The organism is Nocardioides sp. YIM 152588 (genome assembly GCF_040191335.1).
GTDB lineage: Bacteria > Actinomycetota > Actinomycetes > Propionibacteriales > Nocardioidaceae > Nocardioides.
On record NZ_JBEGDJ010000039.1, the window covers coordinates 21397 to 39549 of the forward strand.

The 18153-nt window shown below is 73.7% G+C and carries 20 protein-coding genes; 10 read left to right on the forward strand and 10 right to left on the reverse strand.

Features of this window, described 5'->3' with window-relative positions; all coding sequences use genetic code 11:
- Nucleotides 1-5 precede the first annotated feature (5 nt).
- Nucleotides 6-935 (reverse strand): Rv1678 family membrane protein, encoded by a 930-nt coding sequence (locus ABLM29_RS16470; protein WP_349715335.1) that lies wholly within the window; start codon nt 933-935, stop codon nt 6-8.
- Nucleotides 926-2020: a radical SAM protein gene (locus ABLM29_RS16475; protein WP_349715337.1), complete on the reverse strand. Its 1095-nt coding sequence runs from the start codon at nt 2018-2020 to the stop codon at nt 926-928. The genes ABLM29_RS16470 and ABLM29_RS16475 overlap by 10 nt, the downstream gene beginning before the upstream one ends.
- 104 nt (nt 2021-2124) lie before the next feature.
- Here ABLM29_RS16475 and ABLM29_RS16480 point away from each other — a divergent pair, with 104 nt between their 5' ends.
- A complete protein-coding gene (locus ABLM29_RS16480; protein WP_349715338.1) occupies nt 2125-2781 on the forward strand; it encodes an SAM-dependent methyltransferase in 657 nt (218 codons plus the stop codon).
- 21 nt (nt 2782-2802) lie between these two features.
- On the opposite strand, the gene ABLM29_RS16485 is transcribed toward ABLM29_RS16480, so the two are convergent.
- The 4 genes from ABLM29_RS16485 to ABLM29_RS16500 are packed head-to-tail and all read right to left on the reverse strand — an operon-like array spanning nt 2803 to nt 5615.
- A complete protein-coding gene (locus ABLM29_RS16485) occupies nt 2803-3417 on the reverse strand; it encodes a MarC family protein (protein WP_349715339.1) in 615 nt (204 codons plus the stop codon).
- On the reverse strand, nt 3414-4292 hold the full coding sequence (locus tag ABLM29_RS16490) for a PHP domain-containing protein (RefSeq protein WP_349715341.1): 879 nt from the start codon (nt 4290-4292) through the stop codon (nt 3414-3416). Before ABLM29_RS16490 ends, ABLM29_RS16485 begins: the two co-directional genes overlap by 4 nt.
- 26 nt (nt 4293-4318) lie before the next feature.
- Complete coding sequence (locus tag ABLM29_RS16495) at nt 4319-4999, reverse strand: DUF6758 family protein (RefSeq protein WP_349715342.1); 681 nt, start codon at nt 4997-4999, stop codon at nt 4319-4321.
- Between the two features lie 40 nt (nt 5000-5039).
- Nucleotides 5040-5615 (reverse strand): histidine phosphatase family protein, encoded by a 576-nt coding sequence (locus tag ABLM29_RS16500; protein ID WP_349715343.1) that lies wholly within the window; start codon nt 5613-5615, stop codon nt 5040-5042.
- A 118-nt stretch (nt 5616-5733) separates the two neighbouring features.
- Here ABLM29_RS16500 and ABLM29_RS16505 point away from each other — a divergent pair, with 118 nt between their 5' ends.
- Both ABLM29_RS16505 and ABLM29_RS16510 read left to right on the forward strand, forming a co-directional pair.
- A complete protein-coding gene (locus tag ABLM29_RS16505; protein ID WP_502889256.1) occupies nt 5734-6939 on the forward strand; it encodes an MFS transporter in 1206 nt (401 codons plus the stop codon).
- Nucleotides 6936-7469: a DUF6174 domain-containing protein gene (locus ABLM29_RS16510; protein ID WP_349715345.1), complete on the forward strand. Its 534-nt coding sequence runs from the start codon at nt 6936-6938 to the stop codon at nt 7467-7469. Before ABLM29_RS16505 ends, ABLM29_RS16510 begins: the two co-directional genes overlap by 4 nt.
- A 97-nt stretch (nt 7470-7566) precedes the next feature.
- On the opposite strand, the gene ABLM29_RS16515 is transcribed toward ABLM29_RS16510, so the two are convergent.
- Together ABLM29_RS16515 and ABLM29_RS16520 are read right to left on the reverse strand one after the other, a co-directional pair.
- Nucleotides 7567-8601, reverse strand: coding sequence for a MaoC family dehydratase (locus ABLM29_RS16515; RefSeq protein WP_349715346.1), 1035 nt, complete (start codon nt 8599-8601; stop codon nt 7567-7569).
- A 59-nt stretch (nt 8602-8660) separates the two neighbouring features.
- Nucleotides 8661-8858: a DUF5302 domain-containing protein gene (locus ABLM29_RS16520; RefSeq protein ID WP_349715347.1), complete on the reverse strand. Its 198-nt coding sequence runs from the start codon at nt 8856-8858 to the stop codon at nt 8661-8663.
- Between the two features lie 179 nt (nt 8859-9037).
- On the opposite strand from ABLM29_RS16520, the gene ABLM29_RS16525 reads away from it, so the two are divergent.
- From ABLM29_RS16525 to ABLM29_RS16555, 7 genes are all read left to right on the forward strand, one after another.
- Complete coding sequence (locus tag ABLM29_RS16525; protein ID WP_349715348.1) at nt 9038-10234, forward strand: acyl-CoA dehydrogenase family protein; 1197 nt, start codon at nt 9038-9040, stop codon at nt 10232-10234.
- Between the two features lie 23 nt (nt 10235-10257).
- Nucleotides 10258-11403 (forward strand): hypothetical protein, encoded by a 1146-nt coding sequence (locus tag ABLM29_RS16530; RefSeq protein ID WP_349715349.1) that lies wholly within the window; start codon nt 10258-10260, stop codon nt 11401-11403.
- 23 nt (nt 11404-11426) lie between these two features.
- A complete protein-coding gene (locus tag ABLM29_RS16535) occupies nt 11427-12590 on the forward strand; it encodes a hypothetical protein (RefSeq protein WP_349715352.1) in 1164 nt (387 codons plus the stop codon).
- 62 nt (nt 12591-12652) lie between these two features.
- A complete protein-coding gene (locus tag ABLM29_RS16540; protein ID WP_349715353.1) occupies nt 12653-13915 on the forward strand; it encodes a magnesium transporter MgtE N-terminal domain-containing protein in 1263 nt (420 codons plus the stop codon).
- A complete protein-coding gene (locus ABLM29_RS16545; RefSeq protein WP_349715354.1) occupies nt 13908-14474 on the forward strand; it encodes a DUF1003 domain-containing protein in 567 nt (188 codons plus the stop codon). Before ABLM29_RS16540 ends, ABLM29_RS16545 begins: the two co-directional genes overlap by 8 nt.
- Before the next feature lie 10 nt (nt 14475-14484).
- Entirely contained in the window at nt 14485-15660 is a 1176-nt protein-coding gene (locus ABLM29_RS16550; protein WP_349715355.1) for an Mrp/NBP35 family ATP-binding protein, read from the forward strand.
- Between the two features lie 26 nt (nt 15661-15686).
- On the forward strand, nt 15687-16022 hold the full coding sequence (locus ABLM29_RS16555; RefSeq protein ID WP_349715356.1) for a sec-independent translocase: 336 nt from the start codon (nt 15687-15689) through the stop codon (nt 16020-16022).
- Between the two features lie 43 nt (nt 16023-16065).
- On the opposite strand, the gene ABLM29_RS16560 is transcribed toward ABLM29_RS16555, so the two are convergent.
- The gene (locus tag ABLM29_RS16560) at nt 16066-16602 is read right to left on the reverse strand and encodes a hypothetical protein (protein ID WP_349715358.1); all 537 of its coding nucleotides are present in this window, start codon (nt 16600-16602) and stop codon (nt 16066-16068) included.
- An 80-nt stretch (nt 16603-16682) separates the two neighbouring features.
- Nucleotides 16683-18153: hypothetical protein (locus tag ABLM29_RS16565; RefSeq protein WP_349715359.1), on the reverse strand; the 1471-nt coding region annotated here is incomplete at its 5' end.

Below are 18153 nucleotides of genomic sequence, written 5' to 3' on the forward strand. Positions count from 1 at the left end.
GGGGCTCAGGTCGGTTGCGTGGTCACGGTCTCGATCTCGGTGCTCGTGCGCGGGGTCGGCTTCGCGCTCGCCGTCAGCGCCACGACCGCGATGGCGAGGAAGACCGCCGCGGCGGTGGCATCGCCGCCCAGCAGCGGGTCGCTGAAACCGATCTGGGCGTGCAGCGACACGGCCGCAAGCACCGCCAGCCCGGCCGCTCCGCGGAGAAGTACGACCGCGTGGGTTCGCGTCCCGGCGAGCAGTAGCAGCCCGAGCGCGACCATGACCACCCCGCCGAGCAGGTTGTAGAGGCCCAGGCTGATCGACAGGTCCGTGGAGCGGAGCCCCTCGCCGCGGGCGGCGAGCGGGTCACCGAACGAGCGCAGGGCGCTGTAGCCGCCGACCGCCACGGCCAGCCAGCCCCAGACCGTCGCCAGCGTGCGTCTCGACCCGGTCCCGGACCTGACCGCGTCGACGGCGAGCCAGCGCCCGGCGACCGAGAACAGCAGCAGCACGTGGGCGCCGATCATCAACCAGTAGGACCACGGCCACTCGTTGGGGGCGTAGGCGACCGAGAGGCCGATGGCGAGCGACTGCGCGACTCCGAGCACGGCGGCGAGCCGCACCCATGCACCGGTCAGCAGCATCACCGCGAGAGCAGTCTCCACCACCAGCACGCCCCAGCCGAAGACCGCGATATTGGGCAGCACCAGGTTCTCGACCAGCCAGCTGTACGGCGGCAGCACCGGGTGGTCGACGGCGTGCGCCGTGAAGTGGTACAGCCCGCTGTCGGTGGACTCGCCGAACCCCGGCGGCCGCTTCCAGGCGACGTTGTAGAGCCACATCAGTCCCAGCAGGACCCGCAGAAACGCCGCCGCTGCGGCATGCCCGCGAGGTTGCTCGTCGTCGGCGGGGGCCAGCAGCCAGGAGACCGTCGCGGCCGGGCTCAGGCGCATCGGAAGACCTCCCTGCCGGTCCGCGCTGCCGCGTCCTGCACCGCCATCGTGTCGCGGACCACGCCGAACACCTCTGCCAGCGGCAGCGGGGAGTCGGCGATCCGCAGGTGGGGGTTGGTGACGGCCACCGGGTGCCACCAGGCGCCGTCCGCGGTGAGGGTGGGCTCCGGTTCGAGCGTGTCGATCGAGACGTGCACGCCGGTCTCGGCGTAGCCCTCCTCCGCCACCGGCCGGATCACGCGGTCCTCCCGCGCGATTCCGACGTCGTCGAGGCGCCGGTGCAACGCGGCGACCCCCTCGGGGTCCTCGTCGAAGAGGGTGGCCGCGATGCGCACCCGGAACCCCAGCGACCGGGCCAGCTCGATGCCGCTCACCGCCCGCTCCCACGACCCCGCGCCTCGTTGCCGGTCGTGGATCTCGGAGGTGGCGGAGTCGAGGCTGACCTGCAGCACGATCTCGCGGTCGAGTGCTTCCAGGGTGTCGCGCCGGCGGCCCCGCCCGAAGATCATCGCGTTGGTCAGCAGGGTGCGTTCGAGCCCGACCGCCGCGTCCAGCAACCGACCCAGATCGGGGTGCATGAACGGCTCTCCCCCGGTGAGGAGCACCTCCCGGCCGCCCATGGCGGCGAACTCGGCGTACACCTCCGCGGCGACGGCGGGGTCGAACCGGCGGGCCTCCGCGCGGGGTGAGGACTTGGCGCAGCAGTAGTGGCACGCGAGGTTGCAGTCGAAGTTCGTGTAGAGCCACAGCCGCTGACCCACCGGGGTGCGCTCGCCCTGGCTGAACACCGTGGTCTGCCCGGTGTCCGCGGCCTTGCCCACCGCGAACCACCACGGCCCGTCGCCAGACTCCGCCAGCTGCGCCACCACGTCGTGCCCGACGAGGTCGGCCCACACCGGCAGGTCGGTGACCACGCTCTCCTGGGCACTCCGCACGCCGAGCAGCTGACCTGGTTCGAGCCGCCGCATGGCGCGCGTGATCAGCAACAGCAGACCACCGCCGCAGTCCATGTCGCCGCCGTCGACCAGCGTCACCAGCTCCCCGAGCTGGGCCGGAGCTCCCGTCGGATCCGCGATACCGACCATGAGCCGACCCTAAGGCGATCCGCCGAGTGCGGTCATTACGAGTCGATGACGGTCCGCCGAGAAGCGGCACCGCCCCCTCCGCCGTCCGCGGCTAGTCTCGGTCCATGGCCGACCCGCATCGCCCCGAGACCGCGGCCGACCGCAGCGCCTACTGGGAGGACGTCCACCACGACAAGCCCCAGGACGGGGTGTCGTGGTGGCAGTCGGTGCCCGGTCTCTCGCTCGGGCTCGTGGACCGGAGCGGCGTCGCCACCGGCCGACCGATCATCGACGTCGGCGCGGGTTGGTCGACGCTCGTCGACCACCTGGTCCAGCGGGGCTACACGGACCTGACCGCCGTGGACCTGTCCACTACCGCGCTGCGAATGGTGCGCGACCGGATCGGTCCGGCCGGAGACGACGTGGTGCTGCAGGTCGCCGACGTCCTCGACCTGAACATGGGACGCCGCTACGCGCTGTGGCACGACCGTGCGGTCTTCCACTTCCTCACCGAGGCCGACGAGCGCGAGGACTACCTCGCCTCCCTGCGGCGCTCGCTCACCGACGACGGCTGGCTGGTCGTCGCCACCTTCGGCCCCGACGGGCCCACGACCTGCAGCGGCCTGCCGATCGTCCGCTACACCCACGAGCAGCTCGCCGCCGAGTTCCCCGACTTCGAGCTGATCGACACCGCCGGCGAGGACCACCTCACCCCGTGGGGCACCAACCAGCAGTTCACCGCGGTGCTGATGCGCCGATCCACGCCGCACCTCCAGTCCTGAGACCGGTCCGCGCCGGCGGTCTCAGCCCTCGCCGGCGATGAACGCGCGGACGGAGTCGGCCACCAGCTGCACCGCGATCGCGGAGAGCAGCAGGCCGGCGATCCGCGTGACCAGCAGGACGCCGCCCTCACGGATCACCCGCAGGATCGGCAGCGAGTAGCGCATCGCGAGCCACAGTGAGACGTGCACCAGCACGATCCCCAGCGCGACCGCGACCACGTCGGCGCCGTCGTCGATGCCGCGCACGAAGAGCATCACCGCCACGATCGCGCCCGGCCCGGCCAGCAGCGGCGTGCCCAGCGGCACCAGCGCCACGTTGACGTCCTGGTGCGCGACCGCCTCCTCCTCCTTGCCGGTCAGCAGCTCCAGCGCGACCAGCAGGAGCAGCAGACCTCCGGCGCCCTGCAGCGCGGGCAGCGAGATGTGCATGTACTGCAGGATCTGCTGGCCGAAGAAGGCGAACAGCGTGATCACCAGGAAGGAGACCGCCACCGCCTGCCAGGCCGCCCGGCGGGCGGTCTCCTGGCTGCGGCCCGCGGTCAGCGACAGGAAGATCGGCACCGTGCCGACCGGGTCCATGATCACGAACAGGGTCACGAAGACCTCGGTGAGCAGCACCCAGTCGACGATGCTCACCGCGCCACCTCCCCCGCCGGCGTCTCCGCCGGTCCCGCCGGGGCCCGACCCGCCAGCTCCTGGATCCGCTCCCACATCGCGGGAGCGGTGGTCTCGCAGCCCAGGTCGTGGCCGACCTTCCCGGTGCCGTGGTGGTCGCTGGAGCCGGTGACCACCATCCCCAGGTCGTCGGCGATGCCGCGCAGCTCCCGGCGCTGCTCCGGGTCGTGGTCGAGGTGGTCCACCTCGAGGCCGGCCAGCCCGCCGGCCGCGAGTCCGGCGATCGCGTCCCGCCCCAGCACCCGCCGCGAACCGCGCCCCCAGGGGTGCGCGAGGACCGGTACGCCGCCGGCGGCGCGGACCAGCGCGATCGCCGCGCCGAGGTCCGCGGCGTAGCGGTCGACGAAGGCCGGTCCGCCCTCGGCCAGGTACTCCGCGAACGCCTGGTCCCGGTCGGCGACCACGCCGAGCCGCACCAGCAGGTCGGCCACGTGCGGACGCCCGGGGGCCACCGCGGGCCCGGTCGCCTCCGCCAGCGCCTCGGCGGTCGCCGGGATGCCCAGGTCACGCAGCCGGGCCAGCATGCCCGGCACCCGGTCCTCGCGCCCCGCCACGATCCGCGCCAGCTCGGCCTGCAGCGCCGGGTCCAAGGCGTCGGGCAGATACGCCAGCAGGTGCACCCCGACGCCGTCGTACCGGGTCGAGATCTCGATGCCGGGCACCACCCGGATCTCGACCTCCTCGCCGGCTCGCAGCGCCTCGTCCCAGCCCGCGGTGGTGTCGTGGTCGGTGAGGGCCAGCACGTCCAGGTCCGCCCGCGCCGCGGCGCGGACCAGCTCCGCCGGGCTGGCGGTCCCGTCGCTCACGTCCGAGTGCGCGTGGAGGTCGATCCGCACGCCAGTGATCGTAGGACCGCCGGCGCTCACCATGACGGCGCCGGGCCGCCGAACGGCAGCGCGAGCAGCTGGGGGCCGGCCGCGGAGGCGTCGCGCAGGATCCACTCCTCGCGCAGCATCAGGATCGCCGACGCGGGGCGGAGCACCAGCCACAGCCAACGGCCCTCGGCCTCGCCGGCCAGCACCGAGCGGTCCCACTCGCCGTGCGAGCCGCTGGTGGAGACCGGCCACAGCGCGACCGGGTAGGTCTCCAGCTTGATCCGCACCTCCGGCGGCGCGACGCCGAGGGCCTGCTCGCCGTCGGCCCACGGCCCCGCGGGCGCGCTGGCCGTGCCCGCGTCCAGCCCGGCCACCCGCGCCCCCAGGCCGGTGCCGGCCTCCTCGCTGATCACCATCACGTCGACCGGTCCGTCCAGCGCGCTGCTGCCGGAGACGCAGGCCATCGTCGCCCGGGCGCCGACCCCCGGGTCGTCACCCGCGACGACGGCGAAGTCGGTGACGCTCCAGCCGGGGCCGAGCGGCCACGGCAGGTACGTCGGGAAGGAGCCGGCGCGCGCGAGGTGGGCGACGAAGCCGTCGTACGAGGCGTGCTCGGGGCGCCACACCGGCACCACCTCGCCGTGCTCGGGGCAGGACCACGCGCCGTCACCGGTCTCGGCGATCGGCGCGGCACAGCGCGGGCAGCCGGCGCGCAGCGTCTCGGCCATGCCCGACACGGTCCTGCGCGGCGCGCCGCACGTCAAGCGTTCAGGCGTTCCAACGCAGCACCACGGGCGCCTCGCGCTCGTAGCCGAGGATCGAGACGGTCGCGGTGTCGAGGCGCAGGTATCGCCCCGAGGACGCCGGCAGGCCCAGCCACCGCGCCGCGAGCACCCGCAGCGAGTGCCCGTGCGCGAAGACCAGCGTGCGCCCGCCGGCCGCCCGCGCGGCGGCGACCACCCGGTCCAGCCGGGCCGCCACCTCCGCGGCGGTCTCGCCACCGGGAGCGGCGTCGTCCCAGACGCTCCACCCCGGCACCGACTCCCGGATGTCGGCGGTGGTCCGCCCCTCGTAGGTGCCGTAGCTCCACTCGGCGAGGTCCTCGTCCACCGTGGCGTCGGCGAACCCGGCCAGCACCGCGGTGCGGCGGGCGCGCAGCCGCGGGCTGGTCAGCACGCGGTCGAACTCCTGGTCCGCCAGGCGCGGAGCGAGCGCCCGCGCCGCCTTCTCCCCCTCCGGGAGCAGCGGCAGGTCCGTCACCGAGGTGTGCCGACCGGTCGTGCTCCACTCCGTCGGCCCGTGCCGGACCAGCCACAGCTGCGTGGTCGGGTTGTCGTCGGCCATCGGGTGCCCTCCTCGCTCCTGGCCCTCGCCAGGTCCGCAACTGGTCCGTGGCGGCGGTCCAGCGCGATCTGCTCCCTCCCGCGCGTACCGGCCACGCCCCCGTCCCCAGCGTGTCAGGATCGGCGCCGTGAGTCTTGCCCGCAACCGCATGGCGGTCGCCGCCGCGTTCGCCGCGCAGGGAATGGTCTTCATCAGCCTGACCACCCGCCTGCCCGACATCAAGGAGCGCTGGGACTTCAGCGAGCTCGACGTCTCGGCGACGCTGCTGGCGATCGTGCTGCTCGCCGGCGCCGGCTCGGTGCTCACCGAGCGGCTGGCGCACCGCCTGGAGAGCGCGCTGCTGCTGCGCGCCGGGCTGGTCGGCATCGGGCTCGGGATGCCGCTCATGGTGGCCGGGCCCGACCTCGCGGTCTACTGGCTGGGCGTGGTCGTGTACGGCGTCGCGCTGGGCGTCGTCGACGCCACCACCAACATGCAGGCGGTCGCCCTGGAGCACGCCTACGGGCGCCCGATCCTGCCGTCCTTCCACGGCGGCTGGACGCTCGGCGGCCTGGTCGGCGCGGGGCTGACGCTGGCGATGGCCGGGCTGCCGCTGGGCGCCACCGCCGCGCTCGCGCTGGTGCCGCTGGCCTGCGCGGCGCTGCCGTTCCTGCGGCGCGACACCCACCCCGGCGGGCCCGAGTTCGTCGGCGGCATGGAGGCCTCGCCCGTGCCGTGGCGCCCGATCGTCCTGGTCGGCGCCGGCATGGTGATCTTCTACATGGTCGACACCGCCTCCCAGACCTGGGGCGCGGTCTACCTCGACGAGGTCTTCGACGCCCCCTCCCGCTGGGTCGCCCTGGCCACGCTGCCCTACCTGCTGGCCAGCCTGGTGACCCGCCTGGCGGGCGACCGGCTGGTGGCGGCGTACGGCGCCGTGCCGGTGCTGCGGACCGGCGCGGTGGTCGCCTGCGGCGGTCTGGCGCTGGTCACCTTCGCCCCGACCTGGCCGCTCGCGGTGCTCGGCTTCACCGTGGTCGGCCTCGGCGTCTCGGTGGTGGCGCCGCTCAGCTTCTCCGCGGCGGCGGTGATCGCCGGGGGCGACGCGACGGGCGCGGCGCCCGACCGTCGCCGCGTGGACGCGGTGATCGCCCGGTTCAACCAGTTCAACTACGTCGGCGGGCTGCTCGGCGCGGTGCTCACCGGGGTCGTCGGGCAGAACCAGCTGCGGCTCGGCTTCTGCGTGCCGATGGTGCTGGTGCTCGCCCTGTGGCCGCTGGCCCGGCACTTCGCGGCGATCCGCACGGGAACCGCGACGCCGGTGCCCGCGTCGGAGGGTGCATGAGGACCTTCCCCGGACGGCGGCACCGCCGGCACCGCCGGCGCCTGGCGGCGGGAGCGCTGGCGGTGGCGCTGGCGGTGGCGCTGGGGCTCGGGGCGTCGGGCTGCGGGGGCGGCGACGAGACGGCGACCGACACGAGCGGCTCCGCGACCCCGGCGAGCACCGGGACGACCACCGGGACGACGGGCGTGCCGACCACCGACGGGCCCTTCACCGCCCAAGACTACACCTACCGCCTCGAGGTGATCTGCTTCTGCCCGATCGCCGGCCCGGTCGAGGTGACGGTCCGCGACGGCGAGGTGGCCAACGCCGTCGTGCTGCGCGGCCCCGAGAAGGGCCAGCAGGCGCCGGAGTTCTACCGGCTCACCATCGCCGACATCGTCGCCGAGTCCGAGAACGAGGCCAACGACGAGGTGAAGGTGGTCCAGCCCGCGGGGCAGGCGTGGCCCAACCGGGTCTCGATCGACCGCGACCGGCGTGCCACCGACGACGAGATCACCTACCTGGTCCGCGACGTCCGCATCGACGGTTGAGGCCGTCCCGAGCGCCGGGTCGGGGTCGTGTGCCTGAGGCATCGCCCAGGCGGGCTCTCAGGCACACGACCCGCGGCCGGAGCTCGGCCCATCCGACTCAGCGGGGAACGAGCGCCCAGTAGTCGAGGTCGAGCAGCACGCCGGCGGCGTACTTGCCGTCCTCGCCGCGCAGCGTCATCGACTCGTCGCGCCCCTTGGTCGCCACCAGCCGCAGGCGCAGCGCGCCGACGCCGGGCGCAGGGGTCTCGGCCCTGTCCAGCACCTCGGACCAGGCGTAGACGGTGTCCCCGGCGAACGCCGGCGCCACGTGGGAGCCGCCGTTGATCGCGGCGACCAGCTGGGCGTTGGCCAGGCCGTTGAAGGAGAGCGCGCGGGCCAGCGAGATCACGTGGCCGCCGTACACCAGGCGGTTGCCGTCGGGGCGGGCCTCGGTGTTGAAGTGCACCTTCGCCGTGTTCTGCCACAGCCGGGTGGCCATCATGTGCTCGGCGTCGGTGAGGGTGACGCCGTCGACGTGGTCGATCCGCTCCCCGACCGCGTAGTCGTCGAAGCGGTGCGGCTCCCCCGCCGCCGCGAAGTCGTACGACGAGAAGTCGAGCCCCGCGGGCAGGACCAGGTCGTCGGCGGCGACGTGCGAGGCGAGCTCCGGCAGCACGGTCTCGGGCGCCGGGGCGTCCTGGTCGCGCTTGTGCACCATCACCCAGCGGCACCAGTCGATGGCGACCTCGCCGCGCTGGTTGGTGGCGGTGGAGCGGACGTACACGACGCCGGAGCGCCCGTTGGAGTTCTGCTTGAGGCCGATCACCTCGGAGCGGGTGGCCAGGGTGTCGCCGGGCACCACCGGCCGGTGGAAGCGCAGCTCCGCGTAGCCGAGGTTGGCGACCGCGTTCAGCGAGATGTCGGGGACGGTCTTGCCGAAGGCGACGTGGAAGCCGATCAGCTCCTCGACCGGGTGCGGGTCCAGCCCGACCGCGGCGGCGAACGCCGCCGACGACGGCACCGCGAACCGGGTCGGGTACAGGGCGCCGTACAGCGCCCGGTCGCCCTCGGTGACGGTGCGCGGCGTGGCGTGCTCGATCACCTGACCGACGGTGAAGTCCTCGAAGAAGTTGCCCGGGTTCGTCTTGGTCACGGGCCGCATTGTGCCTGCCCGGGCGGGCGCCCCCGGGGCCGGTCCACGTCGGCGGTCGCTCAGGAGCCCCCGCCGCCGGCCTTGCGCCGGTGCATCTTGGGGGCGCCGCCGACCACCTCGGAGCCGTGCGCCTTCTCGCGCACCGGGCCGTCGGCGTGGACCCCGCGCTCCCGCTGGTTCTTGTGGTCGAGCGCCTCGCGCATCCGGGCCTTGGTATCGGCCTGCGGGTCCTGACCCGGGTCGGTGTTCTCGGGCATCGCCGCTCCTCTCCCTGGGGTTCGCCCACCGTCGCACGGACGCCGGTGCGGACGAAAGGGATTAACGGTGTCCGTGGCAGGGTGGACGCCGCGGGCGGCGGTCCTACCCACCGGTAGAGTCGGCCCGGTCGTCCTCGCGCGGACGCCGACGCGACCGCCACCGGAGTGAAAGGGAACCGATGCCACAGCTGTGCCAGACCGAGGGCCTCACCGAGGACCAGACCGAGATCCTCAAGGCGGTACGGACGTTCGTCAACGAGCAGATCATCCCGGTCGCCCAGGAGCTCGAGCACGCCGACGAGTACCCGACCGAGATCATCGAGGGTCTCAAGGAGCTCGGCGTCTTCGGCCTGATGATCCCCGAGGAGTACGGCGGCCTCGGCGAGTCCCTGCTCACCTACGCCCTCTGCGTGGAGGAGATCGCGCGCGGCTGGATGAGCGTCTCCGGCGTCATCAACACCCACTTCATCGTGGCCTACATGCTGATGCAGCACGGCACCGAGGAGCAGAAGCAGAAGTACCTGCCCCGGATGGCCGCCGGCGAGGTCCGCGGCGCGTTCTCCATGTCCGAGCCGGGCCTGGGCTCCGACGTCTCCGCCGTCTCCACCAAGGCGACCCGCCTCGAGGACGGCTCCTACTCGATCACCGGCCAGAAGATGTGGCTGACCAACGGCGGCACCTCCACCCTGGTCGCGCTGCTGACCAAGACCGACGAGGGCGCCGACTCGGTCTACAAGAACATGACCACCTTCCTCGTCGAGAAGGAGGCCGGCTTCGGCGAGACCGCCCAGGGCGTCACCGTGCCGGGCAAGATCGACAAGATGGGCTACAAGGGCGTCGAGACGACCGAGCTCATCCTCGAGGACCACCGGATCGCGGCGGACCAGATCCTCGGCGGCGAGCCGGGCAAGGGCTTCTTCCACATGATGGACGGCGTCGAGGTCGGCCGGGTCAACGTCGCCGCCCGCGCCTGCGGCCTGGCCTGGCGCGGCTTCGAGCTCGGCATCGCCTACGCCCAGCAGCGCAAGACCTTCGGCAAGAGGATCGCCGACCACCAGGCGGTGCTGTTCCGGATCGCCGAGATGGCCACCAAGGTCGAGACCGCCCACACGATGATGGTCCGCGCCGCCCGCCTCAAGGACACCGGCCGCCGGATGGACGTCGAGGCAGGCATGGCCAAGATGGTCGCCTCCGAGTACGCCAACGAGGTCGTCGAGGACTCCTTCCGGATCCACGGCGGCTACGGCTACTCCAAGGAGTACGAGATCGAGCGCCTCATGCGCGAGGTGAAGTTCATGCTGATCGGCGAAGGCACCTCGGACATCCAGAAGATGATCATCGGCCGTAGCCTGCTCAAGGAGTACCAGCAGCGTTGAGCGAGGTCAGCCGGGAGGCAGCGGTGAGCGGGGAGCGTCGGACCCTCCACATCCACATCGGCACGCCCAAGAGCGGGACGACGTTCCTGCAGGGGGCGCTGTCGACCAACCGCAAGCTGCTCCGCCGCGCGGGGTTCCTCTACCCGGGCCGCAACCCGGGCCACTTCGAGGAGGCGATGAGCCTCCGCGAGAGCGGCTTCCGCGGCCACTGGCACCCGCGCGCCGAGGGCGCGTGGGGCCGCGTGGTCGAGGAGGTGCACGGGTTCGACGGCCCGGCGCTGATCTCCCACGAGATCCTCGGCAGCTCCGACCGGACCACGCTGGAGCGGGCGCGGGACTCCTTCCCCGACCACGACGTGACGATCGTGATCACCTGCCGCGACCTCGGCCGCCAGCTGCCGGCGGTCTGGCAGGAGGGGATCAAGAACGGCAACGTCGGCCGCTACGCCGACTTCCTCGGCGCGGCCTTCGACGGCTGGGAGGGGGCGTCGACCCGGCACGGTGTGTGGGGGGCGCAGAACGTGGCCGCGCTGGCCGACCACTGGGGCCAGGTCTTCGGCCACGACAAGGTGACGCTGGTGACCGTCCCGCCGTCGGGCTCCGACCCGGACGCGCTGTGGCAGCGGTTCGCGGCCGCGGTCGGCCTGCCGGACCTGCAGTACGCCGTGGCGGACACCCCCGGGAACCCGTCCCTGGGCACGGTGGAGACCGAGCTGCTCCGCCGGGTCACGACCGCCCTGCCCGACGACCTGCCCTGGCCGCAGCACTCGCGGCTCGTGAAGCGCCGCTTCGCCCAGCGCCGCCTGGTCCGGTTCCGCGAGGGCGGCATGCTCGGCGTACCCGAGGATCGGCAGCAGCCGCTGCGCGAGATGTCGGACGCGATCGTCGAGGACCTGCGCGCGCACGGCTACGCGCTGCACGGCGACCTCGCGGACCTCGAGCCCAGCTTCCGCGCCGACGGCACGCTGCCCGACGAGGTGGGCGACGGCCAGCTGCTGGCGCTGGCGCTCCACGTGCTGGTCTCGATGATCCTGGAGGACCCCCGGACGACGCGGCAGCGCCCCGGTGCGCCGTCCGGGCAGCGGACGGCCTCGCCTGCGGGCGACGGCTCGCAGGGCCATGCCCTGGGGCGGGCGCTGGCCCGCGTCCGGCGCGTGGGGCGGTCCTGACGCCCGGATGCGAGGATGACCGCGTGACCCGGGTCTTCCTCCACGTCGGCACGCGCAAGAGCGGCACCACCTACCTCCAGCGGTCGCTGCGGCGCTCCTTCGACGCCCTGGCCGAGCAGGGCGTCAACCTGCTCTACCCGGACCGCGACGAGCACGCGCGGCACCAGGTGGTGCCGCTGCGGCGCGCCGCCTCCGGCGACCCGGACGCCACCGCGACCGCGGAGGCGGCGGTCGCCGACCTCGCCGGCTGGATCCGCGAGCGGCCGACGATGACGCACGTCCTCACCAACGAGGACCTCGGCGAGCTGCCGCGCCGCTCGGTCGACCTCCTGCTCGACGGCCTCGCGGAGTTCGAGGTGCACCTGGTGCTCACGGCGCGCCACTGGGGCCGCACGCTGCCGTCCGAGTGGCAGCAGTGCATGAAGCAGCGCGACACCGTCACCTACACCGAGTTCCTCACCGCCGCCCGGGACCGCACCCGCGGCGCGCGGCGGTTCCTCGCCCGCCAGGACGTGCCGGGCATGCTCGACCGGTGGGGCGGGCGCCTGCCCCGCGAGCGGGTGCACGTCATCGCGGTGCCCCCGCCCGACCGGGCCGAGGACACGCTGGTCGACCTCTTCTCCGGCCTCGTCGGCTTCGACCCCGCCACCCTGCAGGTGCCGGACGAGGCGGCGAACCAGTCGATCTCGCTGCCGCAGGCGGAGATGCTGCGCCGCGTCAACATCGAGCTCGACGGGCGGATGCGCGGCGACGCCTACAGCCGCGGCGTGCGCGAGTGGCTGGCCCGCAAGTGCCTGATGCGGCAGGAGCGCAGCTCGGTGCGGCTCCCGGCGGAGCACGTCGAGTGGTGCGCCGCCGCGACCCGCGAGCAGTACGACGGCATGCTGGCCCGCGAGGTGGACCTGATCGGCAACCCCGCCGACCTCGTCATGGACGCCGCCGGGACCACCGGCCCCGACCGCGTCGAGCCCGACCAGGGCGACGTGCTCGCGACCGCGGTGGCGACGATCGCCGACCTGACCGAGGCGCGGTGGAACGAGGTCCAGCAGCTGCGCCGCCAGCTGGCCGACGTCACCGCCGAGCGCGACGCGCTGCAGGGTCGCGGCCCCCGCTCGCTGGTCCCCCGGGTCCGCCGCCGGCTGGGCACGACCGCGCGCCGGGTGCGCGGACGCGTCGGCCGGGCCTGACGCCCGGCGCGGTCGGCGCAGGGTCCCGGGCGCAGCACCACCGACCCGATACCGTTCGGGCTGTGAGTGCCACCCCGTCGCGTGTCTATGCCGCCCGGCTGGTGGGCCTGCCGATCTTCGACCCTCAGGGTGACCAGGTCGGGAAGGTCCGCGACCTGGTGGTCACCATCCGCAGCGAGACCGCCCAGCCCCGCGTGCTCGGCCTGGTCGCCGAGGTGTTCGGCCGCCGCCGGATCTTCGTGCCGATGACCCGGGTGACCAACATCGACTCCGGGCAGGTCTACACCACCGGACTGCTCAACATGCGCCGCTTCGAGCAGCGCTCGACCGAGACCCTGGTGATCGGGCAGATGCTCGACCGGACGGTCACCATCAAGCCCGGCGGGGTCACCGGCACCGTGTACGACGTCGCGATGGAGCGGGCCCGCACCCGCGACTGGGTGCTCAGCCGGGTCGCCGTCCGCGAGCCCAGCAAGGGGTTCCGCCGCCGCGGCCAGACCCACGTCGTGGAGTGGGACGAGGTGCAGGGGCTCGCCACCCGCGACGAGGGCCAGGGGGCGACCCACCTGATCGCGGCGCTCAACGACATGCGCCCCGCGGACGCGGCGAGCATCCTGCACGACCTGCCCACCGAGCGGCGTACCGCCGTCGCGCTGGCGCTGGACGACGAGCGGCTCGCCGACGTGCTGGAGGAGCTGCCCGACGAGGACCAGGTCGAGATCCTCGAGGTCCTGGACTCCGAGCGGGCCGCCGACGTGCTCGAGGAGATGTCGGCGGACGACGCGGCCGACCTCGTCGCCGACCTCCCGCCGGAGACGCAGGAGATCCTGCTCCGGTTGATGGAGCCGGAGGAGGCCGAGGACGTCCGGCGGCTGATGAAGTACGTCGAGAACACCGCCGGCGCGATGATGACGCCCGAGCCGGTGATCCTCGGCCCGGACGCCACGATCGCCGACGCGCTGGCCCACGTGCGCCACCCCGACCTCACCCCGTCGCTGGCGGCGATGGTCTACGTCTGCCGGCCGCCGCTGGAGACGCCTACCGGCAAGCTGCTCGGCATCGCCCACATCCAGCGCCTGCTCCGCGAGCCTCCGTCGACGCTGGTCGCGGGCGCGCTCGACGAGTCGCTGGAGCCGGTGCGGCCCGAGGCCAGCATCGACGAGGTCGCCGCGCACCTGGCGACCTACAACATGGTCGCGGCCCCCGTGGTCGACGAGAACGGCCGGCTGCTGGGCGTGGTCACGGTCGACGACCTCCTGGACCACATGCTGCCCGAGAACTGGCGCGAGCGGCAGCCGCGCGCGGAGGAGGGCAGCCGTGGCTGAGGGACAGCGCAGCGAGCGCCTGGACACGCCGACCTCCGCGCACCGGCAGCTGGTGCCGCGGCCCAGCTACAACTCCGACGCGTTCGGGGTCTTCGCCGAGCAGTTCGCGCGGTTCATGGGCACCGCGACCTTCCTGCTGTGGATGACGGTCTTCGTCGCGATCTGGATCGGGTGGAACGCGCTGGCGCCCGGCGAGGCGCGCTGGGACGACTACCCCTACATCTTCCTGACGCTGATGCTCAGCCTCCAGGCGTCGTACGCCGCCCCGCTGATCCTGCTCGCGCAGAACCGCCAGGAGGCCCGGGACCGGGTCATCGCGGAGCAGGACCGGCAGGCCGACGCGCGGGCCCACGCCGACATGGAGTTCCTGGCCCGCGAGGTCGCCTCGCTGCGGATGTCGGTCGGCGAGATGGCCACCCGCGACTACCTGCGCTCGGAGCTGAAGGCCCTGCTGGCCGAGCTCGACGAGCGGGCCGAGATGCGCGGCCCCGGCCCCGCCGGGCGGGGTGCGGCGTCTCACGGCGACGGCGACGACGGACGCTCGCCAGGCACTGCCTAGACTCGGGGCCGTGAGTACGTCCCACGCCGTCCCGTCCGTCGAGCAGGTGACCGCCGCCCTGGCGACGGTCAACGACCCCGAGATCAAGCGACCCATCACCGACCTGGGCATGGTCGAGTCGGTCGAGGTCCGCGAGGACGGGGTGGTCGACGTGCGGGTGCTGCTGACCGTGGCCGGCTGCCCGCTCAAGGACACCATCAACCGCGACGTGACCGCGGCCGTGCGCGCCCTCGACGGCGTGACCGAGGTGCGCATCGACCTCGGCGTGATGAGCGCCGAGCAGCGCTCCGGCCTGCACGAGCAGCTGCGCGGCGGCCAGGCCCAGCGGGAGATCCCGTTCGCCCAGCCCGGGTCGCTGACCAAGGTCTTCGCGATCGCCTCCGGCAAGGGCGGCGTCGGCAAGTCCTCGGTGACCGTCAACCTGGCGATCGCCCTGGCCAACGCCGGGCGCAAGGTCGGCCTCGTCGACGCCGACATCTACGGCCACTCCGTGCCGGCCATGCTGGGCGTCGCCGACGCGCGGCCCACCCAGGTCGACGACCTGATCATGCCCGTGCCGACCCCGTCGGGCGTCTCGGTGATCTCGATCGGCATGCTCAAGCCGCGACGCGACCAGGTCGTCGCCTGGCGCGGACCGATGCTCGACCGCGCGCTGGTGCAGATGCTGGCCGACGTCTACTGGGGCGACCTGGACGTGCTCCTGCTCGACCTGCCGCCGGGCACCGGCGACATCGCGATCTCGATGGGCCAGCACCTGCCTGGCGCCGAGGTGGTCGTGGTGACCACGCCGCAGGAGGCCGCCGCCGAGGTCGCCGAGCGCGCCGGCACCATGGCGTCGATGATGCACCAGCGGGTGGTCGGCGTCGTCGAGAACATGAGCTACCTCCCCTGCCCGCACTGCACGGCCGAGGGCAAGGACCACCGCCTGGACGTCTTCGGCACCGGCGGCGGCGACCGGGTGGCCGAGACGCTGTCGGCGCGGTTCGGCTACGACGTGCCGCTGCTGGGACGGATCCCGCTCGACACCGCGCTGCGCGAGGGCGGCGACGCCGGCAAGCCGATCGTCGAGTCCGACCCGACCGCGCCGGGCGCGGTCGCGCTGGGCGAGATCGCCGACCGGCTCGGCGGCCGCGGCCGCGGCCTGGCCGGCATGCAGCTCGGCCTCACCCCGAGCAACCGGTTCTGAGCCGGGCCTGACCGGGGGGCAGCGACGTGTTCGGAATCGGCTTCGCCGAGCTGGTGGTGATCGCCTTCGTGGCGGTGGTCGTCTTCGGGCCCGACCGGCTCCCCGGCCTGGCCCGGCAGGCCGCCCAGCTGGTCAAGCAGGTACGCCGGTTCGCCGACAGCGCCCGCGACGAGCTGCGCTCCGAGCTCGGACCGGAGTACGCCGACCTCGAGCTGCAGGACCTCGACCCGCGGCGGATCGTGCGCAAGCACATCGCCGAGGCGATGGCCGACGACGACGAGGAGACGGGCAGCCCCGCGGCGCGGGTCACCATGACCCTGCCCCCGGGCGAGCAGCCGCCGTTCGACGACGAGGCCACCTGACCCGCGGGTCGCCGTGCGCCACCCACGAGTCGCGTGGGAGGTGTCAGCCGCGACTCTGGGCGGCCGCGAGGGCGTGGAACGCGACCAGCGTCATCCGCCGCTCCTCGCCGACCGCGATCTCGCAGAAGTCCTGACCCACGCGGCGCAGCGTCCCGTCGTACCGCCGGCCGTCGCGCAGGTGCAGCACGCAGCGCTCGCCGACGTCGGCGAGGCGGCGCAGGGCCGAGCCGAGACCCAGCCGGGTGACGGGCGACCAGGCGACCTCGGGGACCGCGCGCACCGACGCGCCCTCGACAGCTCCGACGGCGCCCTGGCTGATCACCCAGTCGTGCTCGCCCGAGCCGACGAGGAGCCAGCCGTCCGCGACCCGCTCGAGGGTGCCGGCGACGCGCCCGACACCCGTGACGGCGATGGAGACCTCGCTGCCGACGGTCGCCATCAGCCGGCTGGCGAGGGAGACCTGCTGGTACTCCGCGCGCCCGCGGTCCGCGATCTCCTCGTCGCGGTCGGCCGCGGCGAGCGCGCCCGCCTGGTGCTCGAGGTCGTCGAACAGCGCGAAGAGATCGTCCTCCCAACCCATGGCACCACCTTCCCAGACGAGGGGTCGCGAACCTGCATCCACCGGCCGATCGGCGGCCGGACCGAACGGTCCGGCGCCGCTCATCCCCCGCTGGTGCGCAGCGCCACCGTCGCCATCTCGCCGGAGAACCCGAACCGGTCGTCGGTGTAGACGAAGACCGCGCACGCCTCGTCACCCTGGATCCGCAGCCGCTCCGCCGAGCTGTCGGACGTGCCCCACCACAGGCGGGGGTAGGGGTTCTTGGGCAGCTCGTCGCACGTCCCGGAGAAGGCGCCCAGGCGGAGGGTGTAGCCCGCCTCGTGCGTCACCGGGATGCTGAACTCCCGGTTGCCGAGGTACGTCGGCTGCCCGACCACCGGCGCGGGCGGCGCCGGCACCTCGAGGGTCACCGACGTGGGGTCGCTCGCCGCGCCCCACCGGGAGACGGCGAGGTAGGTGACGCACATCGTCGTCGCCGCGACCGGGACCGCCACCTCGGACCCGCGCGACACCAGCCACGCCGGGTCGTCGCCCGCACCCGACGGCGTCACGCAGGTGGCGGGGTCGGCGCCGTCAACGTACGCCTCGAGGTGGTCGCCGGCCCAGGAGGCGTCCAGCAGCCAGCGCTGCCGACCGTCGGGCCCGGCGGCGAGGCGGGGGTTCGTGATCTGCGGCGGGCCGAGCTCCTCCTGGAAGCGCTCCAGGACGGCCGTCTCCGCCGGCTGTCCGCCGCCGACGCGGTTGACCGCGCTGACGGCGTAGCAGAACGGCCCGTCGCCGTGGCGGTCCAGCGTCGAGTCCACCCAGCGGCGGTCGGTCACCGTGACCCGCGCCCGCAGGTCGGGGGCGGTCCGGTCGGCCGCCGTGGTGTCCGGGCACGTGGTGCCGGACCAGGCCTCCACCAGCACCTCGCTCTGCGCGGGCAGCCGCTTCGGCCGCTTCCAGGTGATCGCCACCGGGCTCTCGTCCGCGGCGCCACCCGAGAACGCGACCGTCCTCAGCGCGCCGGGCAGCGGGTAGATGGGGCAGGTCTTCGGGGCCAGCTTGACGGTGCCGCCGTAGCGGCGCGCGGCCGCGCGCTGCGTGGCCCGGTCGATCCAGCGGCACTGGTAGAAGCCGGTGCGTGCCGAGAGCAGGGAGCAGCGCGCCGCGGGGTTCGGGTTCATCAGGGAGCACGCCTTGGCCGACTCCCCGAGGCCGAGCACGCGGCCGAGCTGCTGGGTGAGCAGGCGTCCCACCAGCACCGTGTTCTTGGCGTTCGCCGGCTTGGACCGGAACTTCTTCGCCAGCCGCACCGTGGCCTGGCGGCCCGGGGCGTACCCGAGCGTGGCGTCGGCGTCACGGCCGCCGGTGGCGCCGTACGTGATCGTCAGCTGCGGCGCGGCGCCGCCCTTCGCCTTGACGAAGCGGACCTTGACCCCGGACTTCTTCCAGGCCTTGACGGCGCGCTTCACGCCCCACTGCCACTTCGCGGGGATGGTCTCGCGGTAGGTGATGCGCCGGACGGGCCACGGCCTGCCGGCCGCCGAGCGCACCGCCGCCTTCCCGGCCGCCGCGCGCGCCGCGGCCGTG